The sequence below is a fragment of the Candidatus Eisenbacteria bacterium genome, assembly GCA_020847735.1.
Lineage (GTDB): Bacteria > Eisenbacteria > RBG-16-71-46 > RBG-16-71-46 > RBG-16-71-46 > CAIXRL01.
Map to the genome: position 1 here is coordinate 28,797 of JADLBL010000015.1, position 14,246 is coordinate 43,042.

Below are 14,246 nucleotides of genomic sequence, written 5' to 3' on the forward strand. Positions count from 1 at the left end.
TCAGACGAACAGCAGGTTCTCGACGAACGTCTCGAGCTGGATCTCGAGCGTGTCGAAGCTGGTCATGTTCTCCTCGAACTCGGTCACGAAGTACGGCAGCTTCGCCTCGTCGAGGGCGTGCACGTACGCCACCTGCTCCTCGAGCCCGGGCTCGCACATCTTCGCGGCGGCGAGAATCACCGCCTGCGCGTTCGCGCCCCGGACGCGCTCCAGGAGCATCGCCTCCTTGAGCTTGCGCGGGTCGTGCTGGACGGGGCTGTAGCTCGAGCGGTTCAGGTACGCGTCCGCGAGCGCGTCCAGCGGATCGCCCTGCGTGCCCACGTCCTCGAGCAGCCAGCGCAGGCCGATGAGGAAGTCGTCGTCCACGACGTAGCACGAGCGGCCGATCGAGCGGATCAGCTCGAACGGCGGCTGCTCGCAGAAGCCGCCTTCGAACACCACCCGCACCCGGTCCTGCGGATGCGTCCCGCGCGCGCGCAGCAGCGGCAGCACCGCCTCGAGCAGCTCGTTGTGCTCCTCGCGCGGCACCAGCCCCGCGATCGCGGTCAGCGCGTAGGCCTCGTGCGCGGCCACGAGCCACGGCGTCCCGCGCTTGATCGCGTACAGCTCGCGCAGCAGCGCGCGATTGCGATCGAACACCCCGATCGCGGCGCGCAGGCGCTCGTCGGTGACCTCACGGCCGGCGATCTCGCCGCACAGCTCTCGCACCCGGTCGTACTCGCCGCGCAGGTACTCGCGCGCCGCCGGCGAGGTGGCGTTTTGCGGAAGGTAGAGAATCTGGCAGGGGTACGGAAAATTGCGTCCGAACACGCCCGCCAGGTTGCGGGCCGCGTCGCAGATCGGGTGGGTCACGAACAGCTCGAGCGGCACGCGGTTCGACAGCGCCAGCTCGAGCGAGGTCTTGAGGATCGAGCACAGGTACGAGCCGAAGCGCGAATCCGCCTGCCGCGGCTTGATGGGCGCGCCGCGCATCTTGAACGGCAGCATGCCGGCGGCGTGCGCGATCTCCTCGGGAAAGTAGACCTGGAAGTGACCCACGACCTTGCCGCCCGATTCGCGCCAGCGCTTCACGGTCGGGAAGTCGGTGTTCTCGAGCAGCTCGATCGCGGCGTGCAGGATCCCGTCGAGGTCCCTGCCCCGCCACTCGGGGAAGAGGGGAGTCGCGTTCACCGGTGCCTCCACGCGGCCGGACGCTTCTCGAGAAAGGCCTGCAGGCCCTCGAGCGCGTCGTGGCTCGCCATCAGTTGGTCCACGTAGGCGCGGGCCGCGTGCCGGAGCGCATCGCCCCGCGGCAGCGTCGCCGTCTCCCGCAGCGTGCGCTTGGTCTCGCGCAGCGCCACCGCGCTGTGGCGCGCGATGCGCTTGGCGAGTCCCGCGGCCTCGGCCTCGACCGCGTCGTCGGCGACGACCTGCTGGACGAAGCCCATCTCCCGCGCGCGCGCCGCCGGCACGGCCTCGCCCGTGAACAGCAGCGCCGCCGCGTCGCCGTAGCCGATCCGGCGCGGCAGCAGCACGCAGGCGGCGGGCGCCGTCACGCCGAGCAGGATCTCGGGCTGTCCGAACGAGGCTCCTTCGCCGGCGACGATCAGGTCCGCCGCCTGCGCGAGCTCGAAACCTCCTCCCAGGCAGCGCCCGCGCACCGCGGCGATCACCGGCAGCGGAAACGCGGCGACGGTCTCGATGGTGTCGGCGAACTCGGGGATCAGCTCGGCGTACTCGGGCGGCAGGTGCTCGCCCACGTCTGCGCCGGCCGAGAAGTGCCGCCCCGCGGCGGTGAGCACCACGGCGCGCAGGCCGGGCTCGTCCGCCAGCTCCCGGAACGCGGCGCGCAGATCGCCGAGCAGCGCACGCGTCAGGATGTTGAGCGGCGGATGGTCGAGCTGCAGCGTCGCGACTCCGTCCTCGAGGGTGCGGTTCAGCGGCATGTCGTTCTCCTCGTCACAGGCACTGCCCTCCGTCCACGCGCACGACCTGGCCCGTCAGGTGTGCGGCGGGCCCGCCGCACAGGAACGCGATCGCCGCCGCGCAATCGTCGGGCTCGGCGAGCCGCCCGGTGAGCGTCTCGGCGACCGCCTTCTCGACCACCTCCGGCGCCAGTCCCGCGGTCATCGCCGTGCGCACCATGCCCGGGGCGACGGCGTTCACGGTCACGCCGTGGCGTCCCAGTTCGCGCGCCAGCGTCTTCGTCAGCGCGATGACGCCCGCCTTGGACGCCGCGTAGTTGGCCTGCCCGAACTTGCCGCGCAGGCCGTTGATGGACGCCACGTTCACGATCCGGCCGCCGCCGGCCTGTTTCATGTGCGCGCCGGCGGCGGCGCAGTAGGCGAAGCAACCCTTCAGGTTCACGTCCAGCACGCGGTCCCACTGCGTCTCGGTCATCTTCCAGGACACCGCGTCGTCGGTGATCCCCGCGCAGCAGACCAGCACGTCGAGCCGCCCGAACTCGGCGGTCACCGCGGCGACGGTGCTCCGGGCGAGCGCGAACTCCGCGACGTCGGCCGCATGAACGGCCGCGCGGCGGCCGGCGCCTCGCACGGCCGCGGCCACTTCCTCCGCGCCCGGCGCGCCGGGCAGGTCCACGAGCGCGATGTCGCATCCCTCGCGCGCCAGGCGCAGCGCGGTGGCCGCGCCGATGCCGGACGCCCCGCCCGTCACCAGCGCCGTCCGGCCCGCGAGTCCGAGATCCATGGCGTTCGTCGGCGGCGCCTCAGCGCGCCGCGCCCTCCGGGTGGAACTGCGGCGAGATCGCGCGCAGCAGCTCGTCGTTCCACGGGTGACCCGCGGCGAGCAGCTGGCGCAGCTTGATGAAGTCCACTTCGCGCCGGTCCTTCGGACCCTCGTTGAAAGCGCGGAATCCCGCCCGACCCTCGGTCATCATGTTGAGCGCGAGCCAGTCGCGGTTGGTCTGGCTGTTCGCGTTCCAGTGGTTGAGCTTGTGCTTGCGCACGCTGTTGAGGGTCTTGGTCACGCAGTCCGGCATGAGCATCAGCAGCCGGGTGCACAGCCGCTCGGTCGCCTGGTCGAGCGCCGACAGGTCGGTCGTCGCCTTCGCGAGCAGCGCTTTCGCGGCCGCCGCCTCGTCGCCGGTCCTGAACTCGCCGTAGACGATCCGCCCGAAGGCGTCCACGAACCGGTCCGTCACCACCATCGGGTTGGGCGTCCACTGGCCGTCCACGCGATAGACGGGCACCACCTCGTTCACCAGTCCCAGGAACGCGGCCCGGTGCGCGCTCCACGTTTCGCACAGCAGGCAGCTCTCCATGGCGTGCGAGAAGCCCACGTAGAGCGGCAGGAAGTCGGTCGAGCCGCCGTCGGGGGCGGAGCCGTGCTTGGGCCCCGCCTGCCCGAAGCGGGCGGAGTCCACCGCGACGGTGAAGTCGCAGGCCATGCCGATCTCCTGCCCGCCGGCGATGCGCATGCCGTTCACGCGGTTCACGACCGGCTTGTCGCAGCGCAGGATGGAGTCGATCATGTCGTTGAAGATCCGCATGTACTGCCGGTATTCCTGCGGATTGCCCGCGTAGTACTCGGCGTACTCCCGCGTGTTGCCGCCGGTGCAGAAGGCCTTGTCGCCGGTCGCCGTGAACACCACGCACACGACGCCGCGGTCCATGCTCGCCTGCCGGAAGGCGAGCACGATCTCCCGGGCGATGTCGGTCGTGTAGCTGTTGAGCTGCGCCGGGTTGTCGATCACGATCCAGGCGTTGAACAGCCCCTCGACCGGGCGGCCCTGCGGGTCGAGCGCGTTTCGCAGCTCGTACTTCACGTGCTGGAACGACCAGTCGGGCACCAGCGTGTGCGACCTGAGCATGTGCGTGTCCTTTCGCGCCCGGCGGCGCTCAGTGGTTCGCGTCGGGCACGAGGATCGCCCGGCGGTGAATCTCGTGGTCGGCGACGCGCCGCAGCATCTCGGGCCCGGCGCTCAGCGGGTGGCGCTCGATGAACGGCTTGAGCGTGACCTTGCCGTCCGTCACCAGTTCGAGCGCCGCGGGATAGAGCTCGGGCAGGCAGCCCCAGGTGCCCTGCACGGTGGCGTCGAACGCCATCAGGTTGGAGAGCCGCAACTCGATCCTGCCGAGCGTGAAGCCGACGACCATCAGCGTCGCGGCGGGGCCGAGCAGTCCCCAGGCGGTCTCCTGCCCGGCCGTGTGGCCCGAGCACTCGAAGATCTTCCAGCCGTGCGGCGGGCAGCCCCACTCGGCGGCCTTCGCGGTGATCGCCTTGCGCAGCGACTTGAAGTCGGTGGTCCGCGAGTCGAGCGTCAGGCTCGCGCCGTGCGCCGCGACGGCGGCGAGCCTCGCGCCGTCCACGTCGATGGCGACCACCTTCGCACCCATCGCCGCCGCGATCTGGACCGCGTAGCCGCCCACCCCGCCGGCGCCCACGACGATCGCGAGATCGCCGGTCCCGAGGCCGCTGCGCACCACCGCCTGGTAGGGCGTCGTCACCGCGTCGGCGATCACCGACAGCTCGGCGAGGTCGTAGCCCGGCCGTTTCCCGACCACGCACAGCCCGCGGCCGGGGACGACGAGGGCCTCCGCGAAGCCGCCGTCCAGATCATTGCCCGGCATGACCTGCTCGCGGCAGGCGTTGCCCCGGCCCGCGCGGCACAGGCCGCAGTGCCCGCACGGCACGACCGCGGGCACGATCACCTCGCGGCCGACGAGGGCGCGGAACGCCTCGCCCGCGGCCTCGACGGTGCCGCTCACCTCGTGGCCGAGCGTCAGCGGAAGGCTCCTGCGCGTCGGCACGCCGTCGCGCCAGAAGCCGATGTCGGTGTGGCACACCCCGCAACCGGCCACGCGCACGCGCACCTGCTCCGGCCCCGGCTCGGGCAGGGGAACGTCCTCGAGGGCGAGCGGAGCGCCCACCGCGTTCAGGCGCACGGCCTTCACGCGCGGACCTTTCCCGGCCTGCGCGGGCGTGCGGACGCACGGGCCCTGTGCGCGGCGCGCGGCCGCGCCGCGGGCGCGAGCCCGAGCACCAGGTGGTCCGCGAACTGCGCGCCCAGCGTGGCCGCGTCTAGCGCGCCGCCGGGGCGGTACCAGCGCGCGACCCAGTTGATCGCCCCCAGCACCGCGAACGTCGCGACCTTCGCGTCCACGCGGCGGAACGAACCGTCGCGGATGCCGTTCTCGATGATGAGGCGGATCTGCCGCTCGTAACGGTCGCGCCCGGCGAGGACGCCGGCCTGGTGCCTCTCGCCCAGCGCCGTGACCTCGAACGCGAGCGGCGAGCCGTCCACCGTGTCGGTGACCTCGCGCACGTGCTCGACGATCACGTGCCGAAGCTGCTGCTGCGGCGTCGCGAGCCCGCGGCCCGCCGCGACGATGCGTTCGAGCCGTGCCAGCGAGTCCACGTGACAGGCGTGAAGGATCGCGTCCTTGTCGGGAAAGTAGTGGTAGAGGGCGGTCTTGCGCACGCCCAGCCGCTCGGCGATGTGGTCGAGCGTGGCGCGATGGAAGCCGTGCTCACGAAACGCCTGCAGCGCGGCGCGCAGGATCTCGTCGCGCCGCCGCTCGCGCTTCGCGCGCACGTGCGCCGAGGCCTTCCGGACTTCGCCATGGCGCGCCATCGCGTCCCTCCCGGGTCCCGAATCGAATCACTGTTGGAATTTCGAACAGTGGGTCACTTTTTCGCAATGGTCCGAAAGGACCATGCCGGGCGCCGGGAGCAGGCTCCGCCCGGCCTTCGCTCGAGGGAGCGGGCGCCACGCGGGGCCTCCCGATTCCCTACCCCCTCGCGAGGGCCAGCGCGATCACGCCCGCGGCGAACGCGCCGGCGGCGGCGAGCCGGCGATGACGATCGCCCTCGCCCAGCACGCGGCCGCCCAGGTAGGTCCCGAGCAGGATGGCGATCTCGCGCGCCGGTGCGATGTGGCTGATCGCGCCGGTGCGCATCGCCAGCAGGATCAGGATGTAGCTGAGCGGGCTCAGCAGGGCGATGCCGAGGACGCGCGGGCGTTGCTCGCGCCACAGCGCCGCGACGCCCGCCCGATCGGCGAGGGCGACCGGGGTGAAGATGGCGACCCGGACCACCTCTCCCGCCCAGTAGTAAAGGAGCGGCGGGACCCCGGCGCGCTTGACCGCCCAGCCGTCCCACAGCGTGTACACGGCGATGAGCGCGCCGATGGAGAGGCCGTGGCGCAGCCCGGGCGCGAGCTTCGCCTGCCGTCCCGGATCGGGATGCCACGTCAGGACGACGATTCCGGTCACGATGAGCAACAGTCCCGCGACCGAGAAGACCGTGGGCTTTTCGGCGAAGACCACGATCGCCGCGCTGGCGGCGAGCAGGGGCCCGGTGCCGCGCGCGACCGGGTAGACGAGCGAGAAGTCGGCGGCGCGGTAGCCGCGCAGCAGCAGCACGAAGTAGCCGACATGGATGACCCCGCTGCCCAGGATGAGCGCGAGCGCCGCCGGATCGGGCCGCCATCCGCCGTGCAGCACCGCGAGGAGCGCCGGCGGCGCGTACGCGACCGCCGAGATCACGACCAGCAGCCACATGAGCGGGCCGCTCCTCGCCGAGGGTCCGAGCTGCTTGGCCCACAGGTTCCAGGTCGCGTGGACGAGCGCCGAAGCGAGGACGAGCGCGAGCGTCGCGAGAGTCATACCGCGAACCCCGGCCGGACACGTTCCCGAACCGCCTGCCGGAAGTTCCATCCGCGCGTGGAGCGCGGCGCCGCGACCCGATCGCGGCGTGGCCGCCTACATTCGAAAGACGCCGAAGCGCATCTCCGGGATGGGGGCGTTCAGGCAGCTCGAGAGCGCCAGCGCGAGCACGTTTCGCGTCTCGGCGGGATCGATCACGCCGTCGTCCCACAGCCGCGCCGTCGAGTAGTAGGGACTGCCCTCCTCCTCGTACTTGTCGAGCGTCGGCTGCTTGAACGCCTGCAGCTCGGCCTCGCTCATCCGCCCGCCACGCGCCTCGAGGGCGTGCTGCCGGACCTGCGCCAGCACGCTCGCGGCCTGCTCTCCGCCCATGACGCTGATGCGGCTGTTCGGCCACATGAACAGGTAGCGTGGCTGGAAGGCGCGGCCGCACATGCCGTAGTTTCCGGCGCCGTAGCTGCCGCCGATGATCAGCGTCAGGCGCGGCACGGGAGCGTTGGCGACGGCGTGCACCATCTTGGCGCCGTCCTTGGCGATGCCGCCGTGCTCGTACTGCCGGCCGACCATGAAGCCGGTGATGTTCTGCAGGAACAGCAGCGGCACGCCGCGCTGCGAGGCCAGCTCGATGAAATGCGTCGCCTTGAGCGCCGATTCGCTGAACAGGATGCCCTGGTTGGCGAGGATCGCGACCGGCATGCCGTGCAGGTGCGCGAAGCCGGTGACGAGCGTCGTGCCGTAGCGCGCCTTGAACTCGTGCAGCCGCGAGCCGTCCACGAGGCGTGCGATGACCTCGCGCACGTCGTACGAAGTGCGCAGGTCCTTCGGCAGCACGCCGTACAGTTCGGCCGGATCGTAGGCCGGCGCTTCGGGCTCGCGCAGGTCGAGGTCGGCGCGCCGGCCCGCCCCGAGGTGGCCGATGGCCTGGCGCACCTGCTCGAGCGCGTCCGAGTCGTCCTCGGCGAGGTGATCGGCGACCCCGGAGATGCGCGTGTGCACGTCGCCACCGCCCAGCTCCTCGGCGGTGACCTCCTCGCCCGTCGCCGCCTTCACGAGCGGCGGGCCGGCGAGGAAGATGGTGCCCTGGTTCCGCACGATGACGGCCTCGTCGGACATCGCCGGCACGTACGCGCCGCCCGCGGTGCACGAACCCATCACGGCGGCGATCTGCGGGATGCCGGCCGCCGACATGCGCGCCTGGTTGTGGAAGATGCGCCCGAAGTGGTCCCGATCGGGGAAGACTTCGGCCTGCAGCGGCAGGAACGCCCCGCCCGAGTCCACGAGGTAGACGCACGGCAGGCGGTTCTCGTAGGCGATCTCCTGCGCGCGCACGTGCTTCTTGACCGTCATCGGCAGGTAGCTGCCGCCCTTCACGGTCGCGTCGTTGGCGACCACCATCACCTGCCGCCCGTGCACGACGCCGACGCCGGTCACGATGCCGGCGGCCGGCGCCTCGTCGCCGTAGAGCCCGTTCGCGGCCAGCGCCGAGAGCTCGAGGAACGGCGTTCCCGGATCGAGCAACCGCTCGACGCGGTCGCGCACGAACAGCTTGCCGCGCGAGCGGTGGCGCGCGAGCGCATCCGCCCCGCCGCCGGCGCGCACGGACGCGAGGCGCGCGCGCAGTTCGCCGGCGAGGGCGCGGTGGTGCGCCGCGTTGGACTGGAACTCGGCGCTCGACGGGTCGAGGTGCGACTCGATGCGTTCCATCGGAACGGAACGTAGCCCAGACCGTTCACCGACCGCCAGCCGGACGCCCGCCGGGTGGCTGCCCCGCGAAGCGAGGCCTCAGCCTTTCGCCTGCCTCGCGGCCATCTCCTCGCGCGTCGGTCCGTAAATGCCCGGCGGCGTTCCGCCGGCGAGGCGGCACATCAGGGTGAGTTGTCCGCGGTGGTGAATGGCGTGGTGCAGCAGCCAGCCCCACAGGACCTCCGACACGCTGACCGTCGTTCCCATCGGCGAGGCGAGTTTGCGTTCGAGCTCGGCGGGACCGAGAGCGGCGACCTGCGCGCGGCTCGCGGCATGCACGCGCTCGTAGCCGCCCGCCAGCTCGGCCACGGTGCGGGGCTGCTCGAGCCCCGGGAGCTTGACCGTGAAGTCCAGCTTGCCGGTGGCCACGGAGTGCGCCATCACGGCGTCAATGCCCGCCAGGTGCCAGGCCTGCTCGGCGAGCGTGCGGCCCTCGGGGTAGGCGCGGAAGTCGTACTTCCCGGCCGGGAGCGAACGCAGGACACGCACGGTGCTGCCGGCCTCGTGGTCCCAGGTGGCGAGGAACGATTGCAGTTCGTGGGTGGTCATGGACGGCTCCCTTCCGGTGGGTGACGCAGGGCGTGGATGAAGGCCGGCAGTATACGCCGCGGGGGTCGGCGGGGGATGCGCGGCTACGCGGGCGGCCGCGTCCCTTCGGCCCAGCAGATCGTGTACCAGAACGCCGCGTCCGCGCGGCGGGCGAACGACTCGAGCCCCGCGAGCGCGGCATCGAACTCCCCCGCCGACACGCCGCCGGTCTCGAGGATCGTCTCGCGCGCGCCGCGGAAGATGTCCGCGAGATTGGAGACGAAGGGGATGAACGACGGCTGGCCCGAGCAGGCGCCGAACGGCAGCAGTTCGATCCGTCGCGGCTCGAGCCCGGCGCTCGAGAGCAGTTGCACGAGCCGCCGGCCGACGATGGGATCGTGGCCGAGCCGGTCGTAGGTGCGCACGTACGCGCGCCAGACCGCCGACACGCACGGCGGCTCGGGCCACAGCCGCAGCTGCTCGTGGTCGTCGTCCTCCAGGACGACGCGTCCGCCCGGCCGCACCGCGCGCGCCATGCCGGCGACCGCCGCGCCGGGGTCGCGCAGGTGCTCGAGCACGAAGCGGGCATGCGCGCAGTCGAAGCCGCCGATTTCGCCCTCGCCGAGCGGCAGGGCGAGCGCGTCGCCCTGGCGGAACTCCACGAGCGGGTCCTCGCCCGCCTCGCGGGCGAGCGCCCGCGCGCGCGCGAGCTGCTCCTCGCTGCGCTCGATGCCGAGCGTTCGCGCCCTCGTGACGCGCGCCACGTCGCGCGCGAACTGACCCAGCCCGCTGCCGACGTCGAGGAACGTCTCGCCCGCGCCCGGCGCGAGCGCCGCGAGCGAAGCGCGGTTGACGAGCGCGTTCAGGTCGGCGAGGCGCCGCTGTTCCCCGGGGTGCGTGCCGTGGACGTAATCGTTCGACATGCGGGTCACGCCGCTGCGTCGAGCCCGCCCGGGCGCATCAGAGGACGCGCACGACCTCGTACTTCCTCGGATCGTCCACGAAGGCGGACTTGTTCGCCTCGGACTCGAAGAAGTAGGGACCGCCGATCCACCAGGCGCTCGGCGTGAGGGACGAGGGCAGGAAGCGCCGGCCGCTCACGGGGTCCCGGACGACGCCGCACCACAGGTGCGGCGCGCGCAGGAAGCGCCGCAGGTCGCGTTCGTTGGCGAACCGGTAGACCTCGCCGTTGACGCGGGACTGCAGGTCCGGCGACAGCGAGCCGAGCTGCGTCGGGTCCACCGGATCCCAGAGCGCGCGCTGCAGGTGAAAGAGCGCGAACTCCGAGTCCACGACCGGTCCCGACGGGACCGCGTAGGGCGCTCAGGTGAAGCGGGAGGAGGGCGGCGTGAGAGAGGCGCCCGCGGCAAATGCCGCGTGCGGCCCGGCAAACGCGAGTGCCAGGGCGAGGCCGCAACAGACGGCGGGGCGCCCCGACCGGGTCCTCGCGTGCTTCGTCCGGCGCGTGCGGAGCAAGGGGTTCATGGGCCGAAAGCCTACCATCCCCCGGCGGCCCGCGGGAATCGTCAGTCCAGGCGCTTCTTCAGCCGGATCGAGCCGTTGACCGTGCTCGCGCTGAGCTTCGCGCCGCCGTGCCCGACCGTGCCGTGCAGGTTGCGCGGCCCCCACCGGCCGGAGACCGTGACCGGGAAGTCGGTCTCGATCGAGCCGTTCACCGTGCTGCCGGTGAGATCGGCGTCGAAGGTCTCGGGCAGCCGGAGCGTGATGCTGCCGTTGACGCTCGAGAAGTCGAGCCGGTCGTCCGCGGCGACCCGGCCGAGCGTGGCCCGGATGCTGCCGTTCACCGTCGCGGCCTCGCCGCCGCGCGACGTCTCGATGTCGCAGCCGCCGTTCACCGTGTGCGCACGGACCGGTCCGCTCAGGGCGCGCGCGGACACGCCTCCGTTGACCGTGTTGGCCGAGAACCGGACGCCTGCCGGCACCCGGACCTGGAAATCCACCGTGACGTCGTTGTGACCGTTCCACGAGCGGCTCCGCCCGCCCGTGCACGCGCTGCCCTGACCCGGGTAGACGGCGCAGATCGTGATGCCGTCGGAGTCCTGGACGACCTCGATCTTCACGGTCGCGGGGTCGCTGCGCCTGCCACTCTTGTCGGCGACGACTTCGATGCGGTCGCCGCCGGCGGGCACGGCCGAAATGTCGCCGTTGACGCCGTTGATCTCGAGCGTACGTCCGGCGGCGATCGTCCCGCTCCAGTTCCACGTCTCGTGCCGGCGGCCGCTGTCGCCTCCGGCCCAGCCGTCCCGCCCGACGACCAGGCCGATGAGGGTCGCGCCGATGGCGGCGAACAGCTTCAGGGAACGCGAGCGCCCGAACGTCGTGAACATCAACGATCCTCCTCCGGTTCGGGCGCGCTCGGGGGCGCGGGCGCCCTGTGGGTCCTGCCGGCTTTCGGCGCATGCGGGGCACCCGGGCCCCGCGGAGCGCGTGGCGCCGCCGTCGCCGCGGGGACCTCGGCCGGGCGCAGCAGCTGGATCTCGCCCAGAAAGGACTCGAGCTCGAGGGACGAACCGCCGTCGCCGAGCACGAAGTTGAACTTCTGGCCCTTGCGCCACGGTCCGATTTCGAGCGGGAAGGCGCTGCTGAAGCCGCCTTCGAAGGTCGCCACGGAAACGTCGACGCCCGCACCTACGGGAACGCCCACGACCAGGTTGCCGGCGTGGCTGGCGAGCCGGTAGCGGCCGCGCGGCTCGAAGGCGCCGCGGAAGATGACGGAGCCGTTCACCGTGCTGGCCTCGACGTTGCGCGACTTCGCGCGGGCGATGCGGATGTCGCCGTTGACGCTCTCGACGACGAGGGCGCCGCTCACGTCGGCAAGCTCAATCTCGTCGTTGATCGAGGAGGCCTCCAGCCCGCCGTCGCAGTCGAACGCGCGCACGGCGCCCTCGACGGACGAAAGCTGGAGCGGCCCGCGGGCGCCGCGCACCTCGACGCTGCCGCGAACGGACTCGGCTTCGATCGCCGCCCGGACACCCTCGACCGAGATGTCGGATTCCATGCCCGAAAGTCTCAGCACCATCCACTGCGGCACGGTGATCGTGTAGTCGGCGGCCGCCGGGATCCCCCTGCGGTCGAGCGTCTCGATCTGCAGCGTGCCGCCCGCCAGGCCGGCTGGCGGTGGCGTGCCGGCGACCTCCCCGCCGGAGCGCCGGGCCAATTCCGCGGCGCGCCTGCGCGCGGCCTCGGCGCGGTTCCGGGCCGCCTCGTCGCGCCGGCGCTGCAACTCGAGCTGGATGTTGAAACGGTCGCTCCGGTCGTGCTGGGCGACGACGCGCACCACGTCCTTGTCCCAGCCCTCGACGCGAATGTTGCCGGCCATGTTGTAAAGCTCGAGCGCCACGCCCCTGGGCACGGTGAGGAGGGTTTCGCTGCGGGCGCTGAACTCCCGTCGCGCGCCCGCCGGCGCCACCAGCTCGAGCCATCGCGGCGGGGATCCGGGGGCGTCCGCGCCGGGATCGAACTCGAACGAGAAGCCCGGCGAGACGAACACGGTGCCGTCGGCGAGACGGCGGACGAGCACGCTTCCGACGTGCCGTTCGATCACGACCGGCACGGGCACGGGCGGCGCCTGCGGCGCCGTGACCAGCAGGCCGAGCGCGAGGATCGGTTCGAACATGGCGTCAGACCCCCGCCAGTGAGGTGGCGCGCCGCATCAGCTCCAGCTTCCGGTGGACGTTCGAGGCGAAGTAGTTCCGCAGGTCCTGGTTCGCGGGATCGGCCGCGAGCGCGCGCCGGGCGTCCTCGGTCGCCTGCCGGATGAGCGTGAGGTTCTTCTCGAGCACCGCGATGGTCTTGGGGTCGAGCTTGCCCCGGCCCTTCTCGAGCGCGGTCTGCAGATCGGCGATCTCGCCCTCGACCGCGTCGGCGTCGAACGTGGCCAGCCGGGCCGGGCCGGCCGTGGCCGAGTCGGCGGCGGCCAGGCTCGGCGCGCTCCCATCCGCCGGGGTGCGCAGGAAGTGGACGAGGGTGACGGCGGACACGAGCAGCAGCGCGATGCCCGCCGCCATCGCCCAGGTCCAGGCGGTCGCGGGCCGGCGCGCCGGGAGTCGAGTCACGCGTCCGGACTCCGCGGACCGCCCGCTCGCGGATCCCGCCGGCCCGATTCGAGAAGCGATCCCCGCCCAGAGATCGTCCGGAACCGGCGGGTCCGCGAGCGCGCGGGCCGCCTGTTTCACCTGTCGCAGTTGCGCGAGAACGAGTCGGCAGTCCGCGCAGGATTCGAGGTGCTGCTCGAGCGCGCGGGACTCGGCGGCGCTCAGGTCGCCGTCGAGATGATCCGTGAGCAGGTTCGTCCAGCGGTCCGTCATGTCCGCATCACGCCCTTTCAGGCCAGCACGCGCCGCAGCAGCATGCGCGCGCGATGGAGTTGCGCCTTGGTCGTGCCCGAGGTCACGCCCAGGGAGCGGGCGATCTCCTCGTGTTTCCAGCCTTCGACGTCGTGCAGCACGAACACCGTGCGCGCGCCGTCGGGCAGCAGGTCCATGGCCGTCTCGAAGTCGAGCCCCAGTTCGCGCCCCGACGGCCGCGCGGCCAGGCCTTCGAGCGTGTCGTCATCACCGAGGAACCGCGCCCGCTCGGTGGCCCACGAAGCGCGGCGGCTGAGGATCAGGTTCACGGCCAGCCGGTGGAGCCAGGTCGAAAACTTCGCTTCGCCGCGGAACGTTCCGAGTTTGCTCCACACGCGGACGAAGACGTCCTGCGTCAGCTCGCCCGCCCGCTCGTGCCCGGCCATCCGCCGCGCCAGCGCGAACACCCGGCCCTTGTGCTCCTCGTACAGGCGCGCGAAGGCGCGCGCGTCTCCACGCGCGGCCAGTGCCACGTCGCTGGTCTCGAGGATCGGGGACAGTGCGGGCGCTTCCACGGTCGGAAGGGTCAGATTCCAGGTTGCCGTCGCCGCCATATTCAACGGCTTGGACGGGCGGCGAGGACCGAAGGTTGGAGCATCGCGCGAGACGCGACCAGACGGCGCGAACCGGGCGCGGCGCGCCGCGCGACTGGCGCGGCCCAGGGCTGAAACTCTTGACGAGGCCTTGATTCAGGCCCGCGCCGGGCGGGCCGCCGCGAGCCGGAGGAGGGCCGGCCGCGGTCGGTCGTCAGGCAGGTCCGAGGCGGCGGGCCAGGCGGCCCACGGCGCCAAGGACGGCAACGGCCACCCGGTCGGCCACGCGCTCAAGGGCGGCGGCGGAGCGGGCACGGCGCCCGCTGCGGCCGGTGCTTCGCCGTTCACGACGGTCACGCTTCCCGCGCTTCATCGCTTCGAACTCCAGTCCTCGTGGTGCCGGTCGCCGGCTTCGTCGCGGCCGCCGCCCGCCCGACCGGGTGCGCGAGCCGCGAAGCTCCCGGAAG

At 72.3% G+C, this 14,246-nt stretch carries 14 protein-coding genes and 1 pseudogene; all 15 read right to left on the reverse strand.

Annotated elements, in window-relative coordinates; all coding sequences use genetic code 11:
* On the reverse strand, window positions 1-1,170 hold the full coding sequence (locus tag IT347_06460) for a 2-hydroxyacyl-CoA dehydratase (GenBank protein ID MCC6349219.1): 1,170 nt from the start codon (window positions 1,168-1,170) through the stop codon (window positions 1-3).
* Entirely contained in the window at window positions 1,167-1,925 is a 759-nt protein-coding gene (locus IT347_06465) for an enoyl-CoA hydratase/isomerase family protein (protein MCC6349220.1), read from the reverse strand. The genes IT347_06460 and IT347_06465 overlap by 4 nt, the downstream gene beginning before the upstream one ends.
* Window positions 1,926-1,938: 13 nt before the next feature.
* Window positions 1,939-2,688: a 3-oxoacyl-ACP reductase FabG gene (gene fabG / locus IT347_06470; GenBank protein MCC6349221.1), complete on the reverse strand. Its 750-nt coding sequence runs from the start codon at window positions 2,686-2,688 to the stop codon at window positions 1,939-1,941.
* A gap of 19 nt (window positions 2,689-2,707) precedes the next feature.
* Window positions 2,708-3,811: a 6-oxocyclohex-1-ene-1-carbonyl-CoA hydratase gene (oah, locus tag IT347_06475; GenBank protein ID MCC6349222.1), complete on the reverse strand. Its 1,104-nt coding sequence runs from the start codon at window positions 3,809-3,811 to the stop codon at window positions 2,708-2,710.
* Window positions 3,812-3,839: 28 nt separating this feature from the next.
* Window positions 3,840-4,871 (reverse strand): 6-hydroxycyclohex-1-ene-1-carbonyl-CoA dehydrogenase, encoded by a 1,032-nt coding sequence (gene had, locus IT347_06480; protein MCC6349223.1) that lies wholly within the window; start codon window positions 4,869-4,871, stop codon window positions 3,840-3,842.
* A gap of 20 nt (window positions 4,872-4,891) precedes the next feature.
* Window positions 4,892-5,575, reverse strand: a complete 684-nt coding sequence (locus tag IT347_06485) for a TetR family transcriptional regulator (protein MCC6349224.1) — start codon at window positions 5,573-5,575, stop codon at window positions 4,892-4,894.
* A 157-nt stretch (window positions 5,576-5,732) separates the two neighbouring features.
* Window positions 5,733-6,608 (reverse strand): EamA family transporter, encoded by an 876-nt coding sequence (locus IT347_06490; GenBank protein MCC6349225.1) that lies wholly within the window; start codon window positions 6,606-6,608, stop codon window positions 5,733-5,735.
* 96 nt (window positions 6,609-6,704) lie between these two features.
* Entirely contained in the window at window positions 6,705-8,312 is a 1,608-nt protein-coding gene (locus tag IT347_06495) for a methylcrotonoyl-CoA carboxylase (protein ID MCC6349226.1), read from the reverse strand.
* Between the two features lie 78 nt (window positions 8,313-8,390).
* The gene (locus tag IT347_06500; GenBank protein ID MCC6349227.1) at window positions 8,391-8,900 is read right to left on the reverse strand and encodes a DinB family protein; all 510 of its coding nucleotides are present in this window, start codon (window positions 8,898-8,900) and stop codon (window positions 8,391-8,393) included.
* A gap of 83 nt (window positions 8,901-8,983) precedes the next feature.
* Window positions 8,984-9,802, reverse strand: a complete 819-nt coding sequence (locus IT347_06505; GenBank protein ID MCC6349228.1) for a methyltransferase domain-containing protein — start codon at window positions 9,800-9,802, stop codon at window positions 8,984-8,986.
* A gap of 37 nt (window positions 9,803-9,839) precedes the next feature.
* Window positions 9,840-10,172, reverse strand: a complete 333-nt coding sequence (locus IT347_06510) for a hypothetical protein (protein ID MCC6349229.1) — start codon at window positions 10,170-10,172, stop codon at window positions 9,840-9,842.
* A gap of 233 nt (window positions 10,173-10,405) precedes the next feature.
* Window positions 10,406-11,227 (reverse strand): hypothetical protein, encoded by an 822-nt coding sequence (locus IT347_06515; GenBank protein MCC6349230.1) that lies wholly within the window; start codon window positions 11,225-11,227, stop codon window positions 10,406-10,408.
* Complete coding sequence (locus tag IT347_06520; GenBank protein ID MCC6349231.1) at window positions 11,227-12,516, reverse strand: hypothetical protein; 1,290 nt, start codon at window positions 12,514-12,516, stop codon at window positions 11,227-11,229. Before IT347_06520 ends, IT347_06515 begins: the two co-directional genes overlap by 1 nt.
* Window positions 12,517-12,520: 4 nt before the next feature.
* Window positions 12,521-13,207 (reverse strand): zf-HC2 domain-containing protein, encoded by a 687-nt coding sequence (locus tag IT347_06525; GenBank protein ID MCC6349232.1) that lies wholly within the window; start codon window positions 13,205-13,207, stop codon window positions 12,521-12,523.
* A 17-nt stretch (window positions 13,208-13,224) separates the two neighbouring features.
* Window positions 13,225-13,783 (reverse strand): annotated as a pseudogene (locus IT347_06530) (RNA polymerase sigma factor).
* Window positions 13,784-14,246 lie beyond the last annotated feature (463 nt).

Coding starts and splice junctions, on each gene's coding strand:
- IT347_06465 (MCC6349220.1), bottom strand. CDS start 1,925: ATGCCGCTGAACCGCACCCTCGAGGACGGAGTCGCGACGCTGCAGCTC.
- fabG (MCC6349221.1), bottom strand. CDS start 2,688: ATGGATCTCGGACTCGCGGGCCGGACGGCGCTGGTGACGGGCGGGGCG.
- oah (MCC6349222.1), bottom strand. CDS start 3,811: ATGCTCAGGTCGCACACGCTGGTGCCCGACTGGTCGTTCCAGCACGTG.
- IT347_06485 (MCC6349224.1), bottom strand. CDS start 5,575: ATGGCGCGCCATGGCGAAGTCCGGAAGGCCTCGGCGCACGTGCGCGCG.
- IT347_06490 (MCC6349225.1), bottom strand. CDS start 6,608: ATGACTCTCGCGACGCTCGCGCTCGTCCTCGCTTCGGCGCTCGTCCAC.
- IT347_06495 (MCC6349226.1), bottom strand. CDS start 8,312: ATGGAACGCATCGAGTCGCACCTCGACCCGTCGAGCGCCGAGTTCCAG.
- IT347_06500 (MCC6349227.1), bottom strand. CDS start 8,900: ATGACCACCCACGAACTGCAATCGTTCCTCGCCACCTGGGACCACGAG.
- IT347_06505 (MCC6349228.1), bottom strand. CDS start 9,802: ATGTCGAACGATTACGTCCACGGCACGCACCCCGGGGAACAGCGGCGC.
- IT347_06515 (MCC6349230.1), bottom strand. CDS start 11,227: ATGTTCACGACGTTCGGGCGCTCGCGTTCCCTGAAGCTGTTCGCCGCC.
- IT347_06520 (MCC6349231.1), bottom strand. CDS start 12,516: ATGTTCGAACCGATCCTCGCGCTCGGCCTGCTGGTCACGGCGCCGCAG.
- IT347_06525 (MCC6349232.1), bottom strand. CDS start 13,207: ATGACGGACCGCTGGACGAACCTGCTCACGGATCATCTCGACGGCGAC.